The 17,964-nt window shown below is 67.2% G+C and carries 15 protein-coding genes; 6 read left to right on the top strand and 9 right to left on the bottom strand.

Translation table 11 applies throughout. The features are described from left to right. Positions 1–42 precede the first annotated feature (42 nt). The 3 genes from ABCR88_RS20135 to ABCR88_RS20145 form a co-directional block, all read right to left on the bottom strand. Entirely contained in the window at positions 43–471 is a 429-nt protein-coding gene (locus ABCR88_RS20135; RefSeq protein WP_350403243.1) for a TOBE domain-containing protein, read from the bottom strand. Positions 472–590: 119 nt separating this feature from the next. Further along, the gene (locus tag ABCR88_RS20140; protein WP_350403244.1) at positions 591–1,901 is read right to left on the bottom strand and encodes an NtaA/DmoA family FMN-dependent monooxygenase; all 1,311 of its coding nucleotides are present in this window, start codon (positions 1,899–1,901) and stop codon (positions 591–593) included. Positions 1,902–1,977: 76 nt separating this feature from the next. Further along, positions 1,978–4,071: a TonB-dependent receptor gene (locus ABCR88_RS20145; protein WP_350403246.1), complete on the bottom strand. Its 2,094-nt coding sequence runs from the start codon at positions 4,069–4,071 to the stop codon at positions 1,978–1,980. Between the two features lie 270 nt (positions 4,072–4,341). Here ABCR88_RS20145 and ABCR88_RS20150 point away from each other — a divergent pair, with 270 nt between their 5' ends. Next, complete coding sequence (locus tag ABCR88_RS20150; protein WP_169893601.1) at positions 4,342–5,127, top strand: IclR family transcriptional regulator; 786 nt, start codon at positions 4,342–4,344, stop codon at positions 5,125–5,127. A 9-nt stretch (positions 5,128–5,136) separates the two neighbouring features. Here ABCR88_RS20150 and ABCR88_RS20155 read toward each other — a convergent pair whose 3' ends face one another. Continuing rightward, positions 5,137–5,928: an ABC transporter ATP-binding protein gene (locus ABCR88_RS20155; protein ID WP_011061899.1), complete on the bottom strand. Its 792-nt coding sequence runs from the start codon at positions 5,926–5,928 to the stop codon at positions 5,137–5,139. Positions 5,929–6,075: 147 nt separating this feature from the next. Here ABCR88_RS20155 and fepB point away from each other — a divergent pair, with 147 nt between their 5' ends. The 3 genes from fepB to ABCR88_RS20170 are packed head-to-tail and all read left to right on the top strand — an operon-like array spanning position 6,076 to position 9,053. Continuing rightward, on the top strand, positions 6,076–6,981 hold the full coding sequence (gene fepB / locus ABCR88_RS20160; protein ID WP_011061900.1) for a Fe2+-enterobactin ABC transporter substrate-binding protein: 906 nt from the start codon (positions 6,076–6,078) through the stop codon (positions 6,979–6,981). 3 nt (positions 6,982–6,984) lie between these two features. Further along, on the top strand, positions 6,985–8,025 hold the full coding sequence (locus tag ABCR88_RS20165; RefSeq protein WP_015636053.1) for an iron ABC transporter permease: 1,041 nt from the start codon (positions 6,985–6,987) through the stop codon (positions 8,023–8,025). Continuing rightward, a complete protein-coding gene (locus tag ABCR88_RS20170; RefSeq protein WP_350403251.1) occupies positions 8,022–9,053 on the top strand; it encodes an iron chelate uptake ABC transporter family permease subunit in 1,032 nt (343 codons plus the stop codon). The genes ABCR88_RS20165 and ABCR88_RS20170 overlap by 4 nt, the downstream gene beginning before the upstream one ends. Positions 9,054–9,079: 26 nt before the next feature. Here ABCR88_RS20170 and ABCR88_RS20175 read toward each other — a convergent pair whose 3' ends face one another. After that, positions 9,080–10,696, bottom strand: a complete 1,617-nt coding sequence (locus ABCR88_RS20175) for a serine hydrolase domain-containing protein (protein WP_350403253.1) — start codon at positions 10,694–10,696, stop codon at positions 9,080–9,082. A 232-nt stretch (positions 10,697–10,928) separates the two neighbouring features. Between ABCR88_RS20175 and ABCR88_RS20180 the strand changes: the two genes are divergently transcribed. Further along, positions 10,929–11,711: an ATP-grasp domain-containing protein gene (locus ABCR88_RS20180; RefSeq protein ID WP_350403254.1), complete on the top strand. Its 783-nt coding sequence runs from the start codon at positions 10,929–10,931 to the stop codon at positions 11,709–11,711. Between the two features lie 8 nt (positions 11,712–11,719). On the opposite strand, the gene ABCR88_RS20185 is transcribed toward ABCR88_RS20180, so the two are convergent. From ABCR88_RS20185 to ABCR88_RS20195, 3 genes are all read right to left on the bottom strand, one after another. Further along, complete coding sequence (locus ABCR88_RS20185; RefSeq protein WP_232643342.1) at positions 11,720–12,262, bottom strand: TetR/AcrR family transcriptional regulator; 543 nt, start codon at positions 12,260–12,262, stop codon at positions 11,720–11,722. After that, positions 12,255–12,803, bottom strand: a complete 549-nt coding sequence (locus ABCR88_RS20190) for a dihydrofolate reductase family protein (RefSeq protein WP_350403256.1) — start codon at positions 12,801–12,803, stop codon at positions 12,255–12,257. Before ABCR88_RS20190 ends, ABCR88_RS20185 begins: the two co-directional genes overlap by 8 nt. A gap of 99 nt (positions 12,804–12,902) precedes the next feature. Next, complete coding sequence (locus ABCR88_RS20195) at positions 12,903–13,808, bottom strand: LysR family transcriptional regulator (RefSeq protein WP_041118865.1); 906 nt, start codon at positions 13,806–13,808, stop codon at positions 12,903–12,905. Between the two features lie 92 nt (positions 13,809–13,900). Between ABCR88_RS20195 and ABCR88_RS20200 the strand changes: the two genes are divergently transcribed. Next, positions 13,901–14,863: an SDR family oxidoreductase gene (locus tag ABCR88_RS20200; protein ID WP_337155025.1), complete on the top strand. Its 963-nt coding sequence runs from the start codon at positions 13,901–13,903 to the stop codon at positions 14,861–14,863. Here ABCR88_RS20200 and ABCR88_RS20205 read toward each other — a convergent pair. Continuing rightward, the gene (locus ABCR88_RS20205) at positions 14,845–17,862 is read right to left on the bottom strand and encodes an autotransporter outer membrane beta-barrel domain-containing protein (RefSeq protein ID WP_350403258.1); all 3,018 of its coding nucleotides are present in this window, start codon (positions 17,860–17,862) and stop codon (positions 14,845–14,847) included. The two genes, ABCR88_RS20200 and ABCR88_RS20205, sit on opposite strands and share 19 nt — an antisense overlap. Positions 17,863–17,964: the final 102 nt, after the last annotated feature.

The following is a 17,964-nucleotide window of genomic DNA, read 5'->3' on the forward strand; positions in this document are numbered from 1 at the left end:
CAACGACTGCTGGACGAAGGCGGAGGCGAGTACCGGCAAGCCTCAGGCAGACACGCCAAGAATGATGTGGGAAGCCTTGATCACCGCCGTGGCGCTGACGCCCGGGGCCAGGCCCAGCTCGGTCACCGCGTCGCGGGTGACGATGGAATACACCTGGCTGCCGCCGCTTAGCTCAAGCACCACTTCGGCATTCACCGCACCGTCGGTAACGCTGATCACCTTGCCCTGCAGGCAGTTGCGCGCGGACAGGCGAATGCCTTGGGCATCGGTCATCAGCATCACCCAGGGCGCCTTGACCAGGGCCAGGGCCTCGGTGCCCGGCGCGATCCCCAAGGTCCGCAGGCTCTGCAGGGTCACCACCGCCACCAGTTGCTCGCCACCGTCCAGGGACAGCACCACCTCGGCGTTGACCGAGCCCTCTTCGACCTGGCTGACCCGACCTTTGAACACGTTGCGTGCACTGACTTTCATGGAGCGTTCCTTTTATTGACTTCAGGGTTAGGATTGCCCGGCATGATCCGGGCGCACGTTGTGTAGAAACAACCATAGCGCCCGTCACCCAAGGCCGGAGTTCTGTCCCTGGCCCCGGGTCAATCCTGCTCTTGCAGGTGCTCGATAAACGTCGTGCCGCTATAGCGCTGGCGAAACAGCCCCGCCTCCACCAGCATCGGTATCACCTGTTCCAGGAAAATGTGCATCGAACGGATCGAGCCCCCCGGTGCGGCGATAAAGCCATCCATGGCGCCGGCCTCGGCCCAATCGACGATCAGTTCAAAGGCGTCCTCGGCAGTGCCGATCACTTGCCAGTGGGCCGCAGAAATCACTTCCGGACGCAGCAGCAGTTCGTCCAGGCGCAGGGTCTCGCGCTCGATCAGGCGCCGCAGCAGGTTGGTGTGGGTGCGACTGTCGGGGTTGGCGGCCGGGGCCGGCAGGTCCGCGGCGCTCACCGGCCGGTCCAGGGGCCAATCGCTGAGGTCGAGGCCGATCATCTGCTTGATCGAGGCAAACTTGCGCGCATTGTCCGGGCGCCCGTGGGTCTGCATGAACAGCTCGCGGGCCGCCTCCCGGGTCGGCGCCAGGTACAGGCTCAGGCCCGGCAACAGGCGGATGTCCTGGGGCGCGCGGCCGTGACGTTGGGCCCGCCGGGACAGGTCGCGACGCAGCTCCAGGGCAGCGTCCTTGTCCGGGGTCGGGGCGAACACCAGGTCGGCCACCGAGGCGGCGAAGTCGCGCCCGGTGTCCGAGGCGCCGGCCTGGATCAGGGGGATGCGCGCGCCGCCGTAGGCCGGCAGGTTGAGCGGGCCACGGACCTTGAAGTGCGCCCCGTCATGGTCCACCGGATGCACCTTGGAACGGTCGGCGTAGCGGCCGTTGTCGCGGTCGAGCAACAGCGCCTCGGCGGGATAGCTGGCCCAGAGGTCATGCACCAGGCGGGTGAACTCCGCTGCCCGGGCATAGCGCTCATCCGCGCTGGGCATGGCCTCCAGGCCGAAGTTCTCATGGCCCTGCAAGGCAGTGACGATGTTCCAGCCGACGCGCCCCTTGCTCACCCAGTTCAGCGATTGCAACTGGCGCGCCACCACGTAGGGCGGGAAGAAGGTGGTGGACACCGTGGACACCAGGCCGATGTGCGAAGTCTCCCGGGCAACGGCGGCCAGCAGCACCGTGGGGTCGAGGCTGGCAAACCCCGAGCCGCTTTCCAGCCCTTCCATGTTCAGGCAGCTGACATCCGGGCGGAACACGAAATCCAGGTGCGCGGCCTCGGAACGCTTGGCGATGTCCACGGCGAAGTCGGCGCTGTAGATGCCTTCGATATTGCTGTCGGGCTGGCGCCAGGCATCGCCGCTGAGCCAGGTGGGGGCCAGGGACATGCCGATATGCAGGCGTTTGCGGTTACTCATCTGTTGCCAATCTCCTGTGTACGAATGAACGCCGGCAGCGCCTCGGGGGGCGGCCGGCGACGGGTTGCCGGGGGCCTCAGAACGCCCCTTTGACGCCGATGCCCAGGGTCCGTGGCTGGGTCATGCTGGCCTCGATGCCGCCGATGCCGCGGTTCTGCTGCATGTAGGTGGGCGAGCGGTCGTCGAAGACGTTCTTGACGTAGCCATAGAGCTGCACCTGGTCGTTGAAGCGGTAGCTCATGCGCGCATCGGTCAGGGTGTAGGGCTTGATCGAATAGGCCGAGGTGTTGGCGGTATCCGAGTAGTAGCCGTCCAGGTAGCGCACCTGGGCATTGAGGTTCAGGCGCTCGGTGATGTCCCAGCTGGGGCCGACGCTCAGGGTGTAGCCCGGCGAGCGGGCAAACTCGTTGTGGGCGTAGTCGGCGTTGCTGGAAATCTTGTCGATGCGGGTGCGCAAGGTGCCGGCGCTGGCCTTGAGCCGCAGGTTGTCCAGCAGGCGATAGTCCAGATCCAGCTCCAGGCCATAGGCGTGGGCCTTCTCGGCGTTGATGGTGTAGGACTGTGCCACCCCCGGGGAAATCACCACCGGGATGTTGTACTGGGCGTCCTTGAAATCCATGTAGAACAGGTTGGTGTTGATCAGCAGGCGGTCGTCGAGAAAGCTCGCGCGGCTGAACAGCTCATAGTTCCAGATCGACTCTTCCTTGAAATAGGCCCATTGCCGGGTCGTCAGGTTCAGCGACACACCGCCCGGGTTGTAGCCCCGGCTGACCAGGCCACCGACGGTCCAGTGCGGGGTGGCGGCGTAGGCCAGGGAAACCTTGGGCAGCACGGTGGAGAAGGTCTTGTCGTAGTTCAGCGCGCCGGGAGCCAGCACCGAGTTGCCCGTGCGCTCGATGTGGTCCTGCTGGTAGCGCAGGCCGGTGCTCAGGGTCCACAGGTCGGTGAGCCGGTAGTTGAGCTCGCCGAAGATCCCCAGGTTGGTCTTGGTGTCGTCGAAGGCCGAACGGCCCCGCAGGTTGAGGGTTTCGTCGGTGCGGGTGCGGGCGTAGTAGATCCCGCCCATGCCACTGAGCAGGTCCTCTTTCTCACCGAAGGTCAGGCGCGACTCGTTGGAGGCGTTCTTCTGGTGGATGTCGGCATCGCCCTCGCCCGCCGCCCCGGTCACCCGGTGCACCGACGACAGCGAATACTGCGCCTGGTTGAACAGCTTGAGGCCATTACCCAGCTCATAGGAGACGTCGAGGATGCTGGTGTTGGTGTCCTGTTCCCAGGACGGCATGGTGGTGGAGCTGTGCTCCAGCTTGTGGAACGGCGCCGAGGCGGCTTCCTGGGTCGGGCGGTTGCTGTCGTTGTGGGCGAAGGTGAACTGGCTTTCCAGCCCTGGAATGTCGGTGGGCAACCACAGCAGCTTGGCCCGGGCATTGAGGTTGCGAAAATACTGGTCGGTCTTGCCGCCCTGGAACTTCGGGTTGTCGTAGTCGATGAAGGTGTCGCGGGCCGAATAGTCCACTGCCAGGCGCCCGGCAAAGTCCTGGGCCAGGGGCCCGGACACCGCCACCGAACTGCGCCGCGAGTGGTAGCTGCCGATCTCCGCCTGGTAGGCCGCCTCGGGGGTGAAGGTCGGGTTCTTGGTGTTGACGATGATCGCCCCGGCAATCGCATTGGCGCCCTGGGAGGTGGTCTGCGGGCCGCGGAACACCTCGATGCTGTCCAGGTCCCAGACCGAGGTCGCGCCGAAGAACATCTCGTTGTAGTTCAGGTAGTGGCCGTCCAGGTTGATGGTGGCCCGCGGCACCGTACCACCCCAGAACACGTTCTGCCCGTTGTTCGGGCCCTGGGTGTCCTGGCCGCGGATGATCGGCGCGCCCACCGAATCGGTGTAGATCACGTTGGGGCTGCCGTTGATGACCTCCGACACCGACGCATCGCCGGTCTTGTTCTGGTCGATATCGCGGTCGGTGATGATCGACACCGAGGAGGCGGTGTCCTTCAGCTCGCGGTCGAGTTTCTCACCGGTGACCACCAGCGATTCCAGGGCCAGGCTGCCTTTCCCCGGCTTGTCCGGCTGCCTGCTGTCCTCGGCCATCAGCGGCGGGCTCGCCAGCAGGGTGGACAAGGTGAGAACGCCAATACCGTGACTGAATGTGCGGTGCGTAAGGGCCATCAAAACTTCCTTCCAAATGAGAATGATCCTCTTTCACGATTAGGCTATCACGCTGCCATGACATTCCTCAATACGGAATACATTCTGCAAATTGGAATGATCTACACTTTTGGCCCGGGCGCATTCCCCCGTCCCAGGCAGGCGGTGGAACCGGTATCATGGCCGCCGCTAGCGCCAGCGCCGCGCAGGCCGTAGCCTGCGTACCCCACGCGGCCAGACATTGGTGAGGAGACCCAGCCGTTGAACAGTTCGCAGCCCCCGTTGGACGAGACCCTGGATGCACCGCCGGAAAAACGTTCCGGGGTGATCCAGTCGGTGTCGATCGCCGCGCGTTTTCTCAACACCCTGGCCAATGCCGAGGGTGAGCTGGCCCTGGGGGAAGTGGCCCGGCGCACCGGCACGGGTGGCTCCACCGCCCACCGCTACCTGCAAAGCCTGGTCAAGGAAGGGCTGGCCAAGCAGGACCCGCTCAGTGGCCTGTACGACCTGGGCCCGGCGGCCCTGAGCATCGGCATTGGCGCGCTCAAGCGCATCGATGCGGTGGACATCGCCGCCCAGCGCATGAAAGCCCTGGCCCAGCGGCATGCCGCCAGCGGGGGCGTGGCGATCTGGACCGACCGCGGGCCGACCCTGGTGCGCTGGTACCGCAGCGCCTATTTCTCCATCAACCCCCTGGCCCTGGGGGACATCCTGCCCATCGACAACACCGCCTGCGGCCTGGTGTTCCAGGCCTTTCTGCCCAAGGCCGTGATCGACGCGGCGCGCAAGCAGCAGCCGGCGCATTTTCGCGGCACCCCGCCCAGTGCCGCGGTGCTCGACGAGGTACGACGCCGGCATTGGGCCGAACTCACCAGCCACCTGCTGTCCAACGTCACCGGGCAGGCCGCGCCGGTATTCGACGCCCAGCAGGAGATCGTCTGCGTGATGACCACGGTCACTGACCTGGGGCAATTGCAGGCCCCGCAAGACCGCGATGCACTGTTCCATGAAGCGGCCCAGGTCAACCAGGCCACCGGTGGCCAGCGCGTGCCCCAGGAAGCGTTGCCGGCGCGCCCCTGAGCCGTGGCTTCAGGCCGGGTCGATCCGGCCCTTGGGCACCATCAACGGCGTGCCGCTGACCGGGTCGCGGATGATCACCGAGGCCAGGCCGAACACCTGCTCCACCAGGGCCTCGGTGAAGATCGCCGCCGGCGCGCCCTGGGCGACGATGGCGCCGTCGCGCAGGGCGATCAGGTGGCTGGCATAGCGGCAAGCCTGGTTCAAGTCATGCAGCACCGCGACGATGGTCCGGCCCTGGCGGTTGAGCTCGGCCAAAAGCTCCAGCAGCTCGATCTGATGGACGATATCCAGGTAGGTGGTGGGCTCGTCCAGCAGCAGGATCGGCGTTTCCTGGGCCAGCACCATGGCGATCCACACCCGCTGGCGCTGGCCGCCGGACAACTCGTCCAGCAAGCGTTCGGCCAGCGCCTCGACCCGGGTCGCGGCCATCGCCCCGCGCACCGCCTGCTCATCCTCCTTCGACCACTGGCGCAGCAACGACTGGTGCGGATAGCGCCCGCGCGCCACCAGTTCGGCAACGCTGATGCCATCCGGCGCCATGGCGCTTTGCGGCAGCAGGCCCAGGCGCCGGGCCACTTCCCGGGCCGGCAGTTGGCGGATGTCCTTGCCATCGAGCACCACCCGCCCTTCAGCCGGTGCCAGTAACCGGGACAACGCCGCCAGCAAGGTGGATTTGCCACAGGCGTTGGGCCCGACAATGACCGTGAACGAGCCGTCGGGAATGCTCAGGGACAGGCCCTGGGAAATGATTCGCGCGTCGTGGCGCAAGGTCACGGCATCGGCGTGCAAACGATGAGTCATGGCGGGGTTTTCCTTGGGAGACAAGCGCTTGCAGTATTGCAATTGCGGAATGGATTCTACAATATGGAATGCATTGCATGAGAAGCATTATCATATGGTTCTGCTGTTCAGGCCCCTGCGCCCCACCCTTTACCGTCCGATGGATCGATGATGAACCCACGCCTTTGCGCCCGGCTGCTCAGTGCAGCGGTCCTGGCCCTGAGTTGCCAGCTGGCCCTCGGGGCAAGCACCACCCCCACCCGCATCGTCTCCACCAGCCCCAGCGTCACCGGGATCCTGCTGGCCATGGATGCGCCGCTGGTGGCCAGCGCCGCCACCACCCCCAGCCGCCTCACCGATGAGCGCGGGTTCTTTTCCCAGTGGGCAGAAGTAGCCAGGCAGCGCGGCGTAGCGGTGCTGTACCGCAACCTGCAATTCGATATCGAAGCGGTGATCGCCGCTGACCCGGACCTGCTGGTGGTGTCCGCCACCGGCGCCGACAGCGTGGTCGCCCACCGCAGCGAGCTGCAGGCCCAGGGCCTGGAGACCCTGGTGGTGGACTACTCGAACCAGAGCTGGCAAGACATCGCCACCGCCCTGGGCCAGCGCACCGGCCTGGAGCAACAGGCCCGGGCGGCGATCCAGCGCTTCGACCAATACACCGCGCAAACCGCCGCCCGCATCACCCCGCCCCCGGGGCCGGTGAGCGTGGTGGGCTACAACATTGCCGGCAGCTATTCCATCGGCCGCCTGAACAGCCCCCAGGCCCGGCTGCTCGGCGCTCTTGGCTTCAAGGTCGCAGAGCTGCCCGAGGCGCTGGCGGGCAAGGTCACCCGGGCGTCGGACTTCCAGTTCATCTCCCGGGAAAACCTGCCGGCGGCGATCACCGGTGACAGCGTGTTCCTGCTCAGCGCCACGGACGGCGACGTGCAGGCGTTCCTCGCCGACCCGGTGCTGGCCAACCTGCCAGCGGTGATCAACCGGCGGGTGTATGCCCTGGGCCCGAGTTCGTTTCGCATCGACTATTACTCGGGACGGCAGATGATCGATGCCGTCGCCGCGCACTTTCGCTAAGCCATGAACCTCGTTGCCCAGCCCCTGGCCCGACCGCTGTCGCGCCCTCACCACCGCACCTGGGGCCTGCTGGCCGGGCTGCTGCTGTTGCTGGTGCTGGCCCTGCTGAGCCTGGCCATCGGCTCCCGGGCGATCCCCCTGAGCGTGACCTGGCAGGCGTTGCAGGCACCCGACCTTCACAACGACCAGCACCTGATCCTGCGTGAACTGCGCCTGCCCCGGACCCTGATCGCCCTGCTGGCCGGCCTCGCCCTGGGGGTGGCCGGCGCGGTGATGCAGGCGGTGACTCGCAACCCGCTGGCCGAACCGGGCCTGTTGGGCATCAATGCCGGCGCCGCCGTGGCGGTGATCGGCGGCGTGGCGCTGCTGCACTTGACCAGCCTGGCCGAGTACCTGTGGCTGGCGTTCGGCGGCGCCGGGCTGGCGGGAGTGGTGGTGTTCCTGCTGGGGCAGGCCCATGAGACCGGGACCAACCCGGTGCGCCTGGTGCTGGCCGGCGCAGGGCTGTCGGTGATGCTGACTTCACTGACCGGGATCATCGTGCTCAACAGCCCGCCCGAGGTCTTCGATCACTTTCGCCACTGGGCCGCGGGCTCGCTGTCCGGCAGCGGCTTCGCCCTGCTGCAGGTTCCGGCCCTGGCCATCGCGCTGGGCCTGGCCCTGGCCCTGGGGATCGCCGCCCAGCTCAACGCCCTGGCCCTGGGCCAGGACCTGGGGCGCGCCCTGGGAGTGAACCTGCGCCTGACCTGGCTACTGGCCTGCCTGGCGGTGATGCTGCTGGCCGGTGCCGCCACCGCCGTGGCCGGGCCGATCGGTTTTGTCGGGCTGGTGGCGCCCCATCTGGCGCGGATGCTGGTGGGCACCGACTACCGCTGGATCCTGCCCTACTCGGCGCTGCTGGCCGCCGGCCTGCTGCTGGGGGCGGACGTGCTCGGCCGGGTGGTGGCAGCGCCGGAAGAAATCGCCGCCGGCATCATCACCCTGCTGCTGGGTGGGCCGTGCTTCATCGTACTGGTCAGGCGCTTTCGCCTGAGCCGCCTGTGAAGGGGCTCAAGGCCCTGCGCCTGGGCTCGCTCTCGCTGCGCTGGCAACCGCGCACGGCCCTGGTCTGCGCCGTGCTGCTAGTGGCGATGCTGCTGCTCTGGGCGCTGCTGCTGGGTACCGGCGGCCTGTCACTCGGCCCGGAACAGGTGCTGGCCAACCTGCTGGGCCAGGGCCAGGACCCCACCGCCCAGCGGGTGCTGCAACGCGTGCGCCTGCCCCGGGCCCTGACCGCGACCCTGGTGGGCGCGGCACTGGGCATGGCCGGGGCGATCTTCCAGTCGATCTCGCGCAATGCCCTGGGCTCGCCGGACGTGATCGGCTTCACCACCGGCGCCGCCAGTGGCGCCATCGTGCAGATCATGCTGTTCGATGCCGGCCCCCTGGCCACGTCCCTGGCAGCAGTGGCGGCCGGCCTGGGCACCGCCCTGCTGGTGTTGCTGCTGGCGCGAAACGGCCACAGCAGCGGGGGTTATCGCCTGGTGCTGGTGGGCATCGGCGTGGGCGCCAGCCTGTCCGGCCTGAACAGCATCCTGCTGGTCAGCGGCAACCTCGACCAGGCGATGTTCGCCCAACTGTGGCTGGCCGGCTCGCTGAACACCCGCACCTGGTCCCATGTACTGCCGGCGGCCCTGGGCCTGCTGCTGATCGCCCCGATCGCCCTGTACCACGCCCGGCGCATCAACCTGCTGGAAATGGGCGACGCCACCGCCAGCCAACTGGGGGTCGCGGTGGAACGCACCCGATTGATCATGGTCCTGGCCGCCGTCGGCCTCACTGCCATCGCCACCGCCGCTGCCGGGCCCATCGCCTTTATCGCCCTGGCCGGCCCGCAACTGACCCGGCGCCTGACCCGCAGCGCCGAAGTGCCGCTGGGGTCGGGCGCGCTGATGGGCGCGGTATTGCTCCTGGCCGCAGACCTGCTGAGCCAGCGCCTGGCGTTCCACGCCAACCTGCCCATCGGCCTGATGACCGGCCTGCTGGGAGGTTTCTACCTGTTGTGGTTGCTGGGCCGTAGCCGGCGGGTTTGAGGGGCGCCACAATTAAGGCCGGGATACTACTGCGCCACCTTGCGAAACCTCAAGTGGCGCGCCACGCTGCTGGTCAGCACCGCGCCTTGCTCGGCAAAGCTGAGCACCCCCAGTTCCCCGGCGCTGAAACGCTCAGCGGTCAGGGGCTGCATCGGGTAGGTGTACAGGCCGATGCGTACATAAAGCTTGCCTTGCCGGGCATGGACCTTGAGCTGTCCGGGGCTGGTTTCTAGGGTATAGAGGCCGACGTAGGGGCGGATATCATCGGGCTTCCAGGGCGGGGCCAGGGCATAGGTCGAGGCCGGGTTGTTGAGCGCGATCCGCCCTCCCGAGGTCGCCGCGAGGTAGATCGGGGTGCCGTCGTTGTCCGCCACCAGCACCTCATCGCTCTGCCGGGTCAGCGGCAGGACGTCGGGGAAGGTTTCCAGGCTCCAACCCTTGCCGCTGCGCCGCAGCTGCAACTGATGGCCGCCATCGTCCAGGTAGGTGCCGGCCACCAGCGTTTTCAGCGAGGCCTTGGGCAGCGCCCGGATGCTCGGGGGCGGCGGCGCAATGTCCGCTTCCCCGGACGGCACCGGCGAGCCCAGCAGGGTATCGAGCAACTGGCGGCCACGCTCCGAGGCGCGGCCGTCATCGCTGTTGCACAGCACCACGGTGGCCACATCGAGCTTGGGGTACCAGGCCACGTCGGTGTTGAAACCGGCCCAGCCGCCGCTGTGGGACAGCTCTTGCAGCCCGCGGTAGCTGCGGTTGGCAAGGCCCATGCCGTAATAACCGGGATCACCGTCGTTCAGGGGCTCGGTCTGGCGCATGTTCTCCACCAGCGCCTTGCCCCCGACCCGCCCGGTGGACAGGTTGCGCAACCACCGCATCAGGTCCGCCACATTGCTGTGCACCTGGCCATCGCCGGTCTGCTCCCAGCGCGCATCCACCGCCACCTGGGCCTTGCCCTGCCCGCCCGGTTCATAGCCCCGGGCCAGGTTCGGCAACTGCACCGGGTACTGATCGACGATGCTTGAGTGATCCATGCCCAGGGGCAAAAAGATGTTCGCCCGGGAGTAGTGTTTCAGCGACAGGCCGCTGGCTCGCTCGACGATGCTCGACAGCAGAACGTAGCCGCTGTTGCTGTAGCTGAATTCGCTGCCGGGCGGGAACATCAGGCTGTTCTGGCGCACCAGCAGGTCCAGGGCCTGTTGCTGGGTAAAGCGCTGGCTCAGCGGAATCCCCGCCAGTTCGGCCAGCAGCATGTAGTCCTGCAGCCCTGAGGTGTGGTGCAACAGGTGACGGATCCTGATGCCCTGGGCATAGGCCGGCAGCTCCGGCAGAAAGCGCCGCACCGGGTCCTCCAGGCTCAGGCGACCCTGGGCTTGCAGTTGGAGGATGGCAAAGCCGGTGAACTGCTTGGACACCGACGCCAGGTTGAACAGGGTATCGGCCTGGATCGCCGCTCCGGTGGCCAGGTCGGCGGCGCCATAGCCTGCGCTCCAGATCACTTTGCCGCCGCGCATCACCCCGGCGGCGCAGCCGGGCTGGTCGGCCGAAATGTCGTCGAACACCTTGGAAAATGGCGCTGGGCCATCGGCACGAACCAGAGAGGCCGCCCCCAGGGTCGAGATCAGCACGGCGGTCAACAGTCTACGCATGGGGTTCTCCAGTCACGTCGGTCCTTGGCGCTCCGGCGGAGCAGGCGCCAGTATCCCCAGCAGCGGTGTTGGAATCTGTCGTGGCTCGGTGATTTTCTGTGAACAAAGGTGCAGGGATGTAATGAACGCCCGGGCCGAGAGGATTGCCCTGGAAAATCCCGTTATCATCGGCCGCCATCTCACTTCACCGGCGCCCATGGGCCCGGGCAAACCCTCACTGGCAGGATTCGCCATGCACCTTCTCTACCCCAGCGACCCCTTCGACCCGAAGCGCCCGGACGAGCAGTACCTCGACGAATACCAGGCGATTCTGGCCGCCGGCCTGAGCGCTTCGCTATTTTCCTTCGAGGATTTCGAGAGCGGCAATTTCCGGGCGCGGCCAGCCCTCGAAGGAGGCACCCCGGTGCTGTACCGCGGCTGGATGCTGACGCCCGAAGGCTACCGCGAACTGGTGGAGCATCTGCAACGCCTGGGCGCCGTGGCCTTCACCAGCGTTGCCGACTACCGGGACTGCCATCACTTGCCCCAGTGGTATCCGCGGCTGGCCCGCTTCACTTGCGAAACCCGGGTGCTGGCGGCCGACGCCAACTTCACCCAGGCCCTGGCGGACCTCCACTGGCCGGGGTATTTCATCAAGGACTACGTCAAATCGCTGAACACCGGCAGCGGTAGCCTGGTGCACACCCCCGCGGATATCGCGCCACTGATCGAACGCATGCGCCAGTATCGCGGCCAGATCGAAGGTGGTGTCTGCGTCAGGCGTCGCGAGGACTACCTGGATGACACCGAGCGCCGCTACTTCGTCCTCAACGGCCAGGCTTACGGTGCTAGCGGTGAAGTACCGGCGCTGGTGCACGAATGCGCGGCACTGATCGACAGTCGGTTCTTCTCGGTGGATGTGGTGTTGCGGGCCGACGGCGTACTGCGCCTCGTGGAGGTGGGCGACGACCAGGTGTCAGACCGCAAGGAATGGCCAGCCCGGCGCTTTGCCGCGATGCTCGCCGGCGCCCGGTAGAAAGCCGCTTAGCGCAGCAAGCGGCGCAGCCCCGCTTCGAAAGCGCCCTCCAGCGCCTGCGCGCCCTCCCCGGCCAGGGCCAGCGCCAGGGCGTGGCCGTGGCTGTAGTCCACCAGCAGGTCGAACAGCGCCGGGTCTGCATCGAAGGCCCGTACTTCCTCACGCAAGCGCTGGCTGAAGGCGGCCAGGGAGCCGCCGAACAGCTGCGGGTCACCGAGGACGCACAGGGTCAGCGCCGGATGGCGGCGGACCCGGGCCATGTACTCCCCCAGCAGCGCCTGGATTCTTGCCTCGGGTGGCCACTGCGCTGCCGGCTCGGCCAGCGGCTCGGCGTGCACCCGCTCCACCAGCAGGCGCATCAGGTTACGCTGGTCGCCCACGTGGTAGGCCACCGACATCGGGGTAATCCCCAGCTGCCGCGCCAGGGCCCGGCCACCGAACCCCTGCGGCCCCAGCTCCTCCAGCAGCTCCAGGCCCACGTCGAGGACCTGGTCCAGGCTCAGCTCACGCCCTGCGGCAGGGCGGCCGCTGCGCTTGGGCCGGTCAGTCATGGACGGCGCCTCGTTCCACCCGGTAGCGGGTGCTCACCAGCCCGTCCGGATACCGCCGGGAATCGACGCAGCGCAGGTGCAGGTCCCGGGGCAGCGCGCCGAACAGGGGGCGGCCCGTGCCCAGCAGTACCGGCACCCGGGTCAGGGTCATTTCATCGATCAGCCCGGCCTGGAGAAAGGCTTGAATCAGGGTGCCGCCATCGATGTAGGCGGTTCTCCAGCCCTCGGCCCGCAACTGCGCCACCAGCTCCACCGGTTGCAGCGCGCTGATGCGTACTTTGCCCTCCAGGCGCTGCGGCACGTCCTGCGTACTGAGGGTGCGGCTGAGCACCACCACCGGCTTGTCGAAAGGCCAGGGGGTGAAACCCAGCACGCTTTCGTAGGTAGCACGGCCCATGACAATTCCATCCACCGACGCCATGAAAGCGCCGTAGCCGTAGTCCTCGCCGGACTCGCCACTGGGCAGCCAGTCGATGGCACCGTCGTTGCGGGCGATGAAACCATCGACCGAAGTGGCGATGAATACCTTGCCGAATGCCATGGGCGTTGCCTCCTGGGGGTCTAAACATACAGCGTATGATAAACCGCCACCGGGGCCACCTGGCAACCCTCGCCGGCACCCATGCCGACACCCTGGCGGTCAATCGCCCCCGGCATAGGCCGCCAGCCCCTGCACCAGCGCGGCGAAGGTGACCGCGCAGCGCGGGCTGTTGCGCAGGTCTTCATGCATCGCCACCCAGGCTTCCAGATTCGGTGCGAACTGCTCCGCCAGGACCCGCACCAGGCGTGGATCAGCTTCGGCCAGGCGTACCTGGCAGGCACCAATGCCAAACCCCGCGCGCAATGCCGCCAACTGCGCCAGGTCACTGTCACTGCGCCAGGCGAAGGCGCCCCGGGCCAGCATCGGGTACTGCTGTTGCAGGCGGCGGATAAACGCGGTTTCACGGTCGAAGCCAATCAGGGCGTGCCCGGCCAACTGCTCCAGCGAGAGCGGCGTGCCCTGCTGCTGCAGATAGTCCCGGTGGGCATGCAGGCCCAGTTCGATGTCCGCGACCCGGCGCACCAGCAGCGCTTCCTGGGTCGGGCGGAACATACGCACGGCAATATCGGCCTGGCGTTGCAGCAGGTCGTCGGCACGGTTGGACAGCACCAGCTCCACCACCAACTGCGGATGCTGCTGGCGCAAGGTGGCGAGAATCGGCGGCAAGACCTCCACCCCGATGATTTCGCTGGCCGAGATCCGCACACTGCCCTGCACCCCGGCACCATGGCTGCTGGCCACCCGGCGCAAGGCCGCCTCCCCCGCCGCCAGCTGCAGCAGGTAGGGCTTGAGCTCCAGCGCCGCTTCGGTGGCGGCGAATCCGTCGAAGGAACGGGTGAACAACTTCAGGCCCAGGGCCGCCTCCAACTGGTCGATATGCCGGCCCACCGTGGGCTGGGTCAAACCCATGGCACGGCCGGCGGCAGACAGGGAACCACTGTCCAGCACTGCGAGAAAGGTGCGGTACCAGTCCCAGTGGGGGGGAGTATCCGTGGGGCTATGCATTTTTTTATAGAAACCATCGAAGTCTAGGCAATTTCCATTTAGCCGAGGAACTCGCACTCTGCAAGCTCTGTTCATCCACGAGGAACCCCGTCATGCCCCAAGTAGCCTTGTTCGGCGCCGTCGGCGCCATTGGCCAGAGCATTGCCCGGACCCTGCGCAGCCAGGGCCAGCCCTACCGCGTGGTGGGCCGCAGCCAGAGCAGCCTGCTAAAGGCCTATGGCGCCGACCCGTTGGCCGAGCCGGTCACCTGGGACCCCGACCAGCCCGCCTCGGTCGAGGCCGCCGCAGCCGGCATCGACACCTTGATCTATCTGGTAGGGGTGGACTATTGGCGCTTCGAACTGCACCCGCAACTGCTGCGCCAGACCCTGGAAGGCGCCATCGCTGCCGGGGTGCGCCGGATCCTGCTGATCGGCACCGTCTATCCCTACGGCATGGCTCGCAGCAACCCGGTGGCAGAGCAGCATCCGCGCCAGCCCAACAGCTTCAAGGGCCGCATGCGCAAGGCCCAGGAAGACCTGCTATGGAAGGCCCATGCCGACGGCAAGATCCAGGCCACGGTGCTGCGCCTGCCGGACTTCTACGGGCCCGGGGTCGATAAAAGCCTGCTGCACGGCGCGTTCCAGGCCGCGGTCCAGGGCGGCACGGCGAACCTGGTAGGCCCCCTGGACCGGCCCCATGAGTTTGTCTTCGTTCCCGACGTGGGGCCGGTGGTCTGCCGCTTGATCCAGCAGCCCGAAGCCTTCGGCAAGACCTGGCACCTGGGTGGCGCCGGGGTCACCAGCCAGCGCGAGCTGCTGGAGCTGATCCGGCAGCACGGCGGTGCCCACTTCAAGCAGCGGGTGATCGGCAAGCCCCTGCTGCGCCTGCTGGGGCTGTTCGACCCGCTGCTGCGCGAGATGGTGGAGATGCATTACCTGATCAGCTCGCCGCTGATCCTCGACGACTCGGCCCTGCAAGGCCTGATCGGGCCGATCGTCAAAACGTCCTATACCGAAGGGGTGCGCCAGACGCTCGCGGCGAGCGCCAGTACCCCTCAGAACGTGAAGCGGTAACCGAGGTTGGCGGCCCAGGGCCGGTCGATGTTCGAGCCTTCGCTGGTCTCGACCTCGGCATACACCTGATGCTGGCGGCTCAGCTCACCGGTCACGCCAACCCCGGCATACCAGCCACCGCCGTTGCCATCGGGACGGCTGGCGATGCCGTTGGTGCGGACCTTGTTCTGCGCCGACAGATCCTCGACCCAGCCAGCCTTGAGGTAGGGCTGCAAGCGTGTGCCATCTTCCAGCTGCAGGTTGCGCCCGGCCCGGGCACCGGTGCGGATCTGGGTCGACAGCCCATCGCCGGGCTGCACCTGCAGGCCGTTGTCCAGGCGGTAGTTGTCGGAGCGGGCATAGAGCATGGAAACCTGCGCCTGGGGCTCGACGAACCAACGGTTGCCCAGATCGATCTGCTTGCCGGCTTCCACCGACAGGCCCGCGCCCTTGCTGCGTGAATGCCCAGAGACCTTGGCGCCGTCGGTGCCCCATACATCCAGGCGGGTGGACCAGCGGTTCAGGGTCAGCAAGGTGTCGGTGTACCAGCCCGAGTCATCCAGGTAGGTGGCATAGCCGCCCAGGTGGTAGCTGTCGAGCTTGCCGCTGCCCTCGCCCTTGAAGTTGCGATCGGTCTGGCTGTAGCCGGCCAGCGCGCCAAGCACCAGGGTGCCACCGGCGGTGTCGAGCCGGGTGTCCATGCCCAGTTGCGTGCCCTGTACCTGTTGGGAAAACGTCCGGCCAACGCCGTTGTCCAGGGATTGCTGCTGGCCGAAACCACGGATCCACAGACCCTGGCGGTCGGCCCCCTGGCGCAGGTCGCCGAGGCGCTGTACCAGGGTCGCCCGCTCGGCATCCCAGGTGGCCCGCAAGGTGGCGATGGCGCTGCTGTTGACCGCCGCGCTGGCGCCGGTGGAAAGGTTGTCCGGCCCCGGCGCCGGCTGGGTACGGCCGACGTTCACCAGGTTCCAGTTGCCCTGGGCATCGGCCGCAAGACCGTAGCGATAGGTCCCGGCATCCACTACCCCACCGCGGTTGGCCAGGCTGAACGAACCCGGGCCGCCGGCGCTTTGCACCAGGGTCAGGCTCTGGCCCTCGGCCCCCGGTTCGCTGCCGGAGTTGCGCACCAGAATGTCGTTGTTGCCGGTGACCTGGCCGCCGACGATCAACCGGTCACCCTGCTGCAGGCCCAGGTCGGTGTTCATGATGTAGTGGCCGTCGCCCTCGAGGTCGCCACTGACCTGCAACTGCTTGAAGGCCCCCGCCAGGCCGGGATCGGCGAACTCCACCACGCCGTTGTTGGCCAGGCGGGTGAGCTGGGAGTCGCCGCGCAGGGTCCAGACACTGCTGTCGTCCAGGCTCAGTTGGGTATCACGGCTGCCGCCCTTGATCGCCCCGTCCAGGCTGGAGTGGTCGGCCAGGGACAGTTGCAGGCTGCCGCCGTCCACCAGCACATCACCGAACAGGTTCGAGCGCACGGCGTCCAGTTGCACCGCACCGGCCAGCACCCCGCTGGCGCGGTCGGTGATCCACAGCGCGGTGCCCTGCTCGCCACCGCTGCGGCCCACCAGGCTACTGTCGGTAAAGCGCGTGGTCAGGCCTCCGCCGTTGACCAGGATGCCGGCGCCGTCTTCAGTCTGGATATGGCTGGACGTGACCTCCACATCGTTCACCACCCCGGCGCCGGTGGCGAAACTGACGATGCCATGGGCGTTGCTGCCGTTGGTGACCACGGTCGAGCCCTGGAAGCGGGTCGTGGCGTTGTTGCTGATGGCCAGGCCGTGAGCCTGCTCGCCGGCGGTCTGCACGTCGCTGTCCTGCAGCTCCACGCTGGCACCGCGGCCCGAGGCGAACAGGCCATAGCCCAGGTCGCCGTGGGTGACGATGCTGCTGTTGCTCAGGCTGATGCTCGCCCCCGCCATGCGGGCCAGCGCCCCCACGGAGCCCCGGCCGCTGGTTTCGATCAGCACGCGGCTGACGTTGAACCCCGCACCGGGGCTGTTTGTGGTGTCCGGCGAGGCGTACAGGGCATGGGAGTTGTCGCCAAGGGTGCTGATGGAACCACCGTCCATGGTGAACACGCCGCCACGGTTGTCGATGGCCACCGCACTCTGGCCACGGGTTTGCAGAATGCTGTCCTTGACGTCCACCCGGGTGTTGCTGCCCGGCATCCAGATCGCCACGCCATAGTCGCCCAGGGTGGTGACCTGCACGCTGTCCAGATCGGCCGTGGCCTGGTCGGCGTTGACGTTGATGCCGTCGCCGTTCTGCGAGGTGATCCGGCTGTGGCTGATCACCGCCGTGCCGCCCGGTTTCTGGTACAGGCTGCTCAGGGTGATGCCGTCGCCCTTGGCGTTGATGCTGCCGTTGCGAAAGCTCAGGGCGGCGCTGGTCACACCGATGCCACGGCCATTCTCGGCGGTGATGTCGACGCCATCGGCGCTGAGGGAGGAGCCGACCCCTTCCACGGCCACCGCGCCAATGAAGCCGCTGGACTGGATGCTGACGCGTTGCAGCTCGATGGCCGCACCATCGGCGGCGCGAACCGCATTGACCGAGCCGGTCGAAGTGGCGGTCAGGGTCAGGTCCGAGGCCTGGATGCTGGAGCCCTTGCCGGAAGCTGACAAGACATCGGCCTGGTTGCCCGAAGTGGTGATGGAGCCGCCGGCCACCCGCACCTGGCCACCAGCTCTGGCCACCACGCCGCGGCTCTGGTTGCCGCTGGTGGTGATCTGCACATCGTTCAGGGTCAACTGGCTTGCGGCGCCGGTGGCCTGGGCCCCGGTGGCGAAATCCGAGCCGCCGGCGCTGATGGTCACGCCGCTCAGTTCGGCCTTGCCGCCGGCGTCCACCTGCACGCCCACCACCGAGCTGTTGCGGCTCTCCGCCGTGGCCCGGATATCGTAGCCCTGGCCCTGCAACTGGTTCTGAGCGCCGCTGACCCGCACCGCCGGCCCAAGGCCGGTGTAATCGACAGACGCCTCATCCAGGGTCAGGGATTCACCTTCGGGCGAGGACACATCGATTTTTTCATAATCAGCAGCGGTTGCAGACTGAGCAACAAGCGTCATCAACGACAGTGCGGAGCTGACCGCCAGACTTATCGTTTTCTTAACCAGAAC

This window comes from Pseudomonas sp. W17 (assembly GCF_040268305.1).
Lineage (GTDB): Bacteria > Pseudomonadota > Gammaproteobacteria > Pseudomonadales > Pseudomonadaceae > Aquipseudomonas > Aquipseudomonas protegens.

Bases quoted from the DNA above. Each gene is read 5' to 3' on its own strand.
- ABCR88_RS20175 (WP_350403253.1), bottom strand. From the start codon at position 10,696: ATGCGTAGACTGTTGACCGCCGTGCTGATCTCGACCCTGGGGGCGGCC.
- ABCR88_RS20155 (WP_011061899.1), bottom strand. From the start codon at position 5,928: ATGACTCATCGTTTGCACGCCGATGCCGTGACCTTGCGCCACGACGCG.
- ABCR88_RS20140 (WP_350403244.1), bottom strand. From the start codon at position 1,901: ATGAGTAACCGCAAACGCCTGCATATCGGCATGTCCCTGGCCCCCACC.
- fepB (WP_011061900.1), top strand. From the start codon at position 6,076: ATGATGAACCCACGCCTTTGCGCCCGGCTGCTCAGTGCAGCGGTCCTG.
- ABCR88_RS20195 (WP_041118865.1), bottom strand. From the start codon at position 13,808: ATGCATAGCCCCACGGATACTCCCCCCCACTGGGACTGGTACCGCACC.
- ABCR88_RS20165 (WP_015636053.1), top strand. From the start codon at position 6,985: ATGAACCTCGTTGCCCAGCCCCTGGCCCGACCGCTGTCGCGCCCTCAC.
- ABCR88_RS20135 (WP_350403243.1), bottom strand. From the start codon at position 471: ATGAAAGTCAGTGCACGCAACGTGTTCAAAGGTCGGGTCAGCCAGGTC.
- ABCR88_RS20190 (WP_350403256.1), bottom strand. From the start codon at position 12,803: ATGGCATTCGGCAAGGTATTCATCGCCACTTCGGTCGATGGTTTCATC.
- ABCR88_RS20185 (WP_232643342.1), bottom strand. From the start codon at position 12,262: ATGACTGACCGGCCCAAGCGCAGCGGCCGCCCTGCCGCAGGGCGTGAG.
- ABCR88_RS20180 (WP_350403254.1), top strand. From the start codon at position 10,929: ATGCACCTTCTCTACCCCAGCGACCCCTTCGACCCGAAGCGCCCGGAC.
- ABCR88_RS20200 (WP_337155025.1), top strand. From the start codon at position 13,901: ATGCCCCAAGTAGCCTTGTTCGGCGCCGTCGGCGCCATTGGCCAGAGC.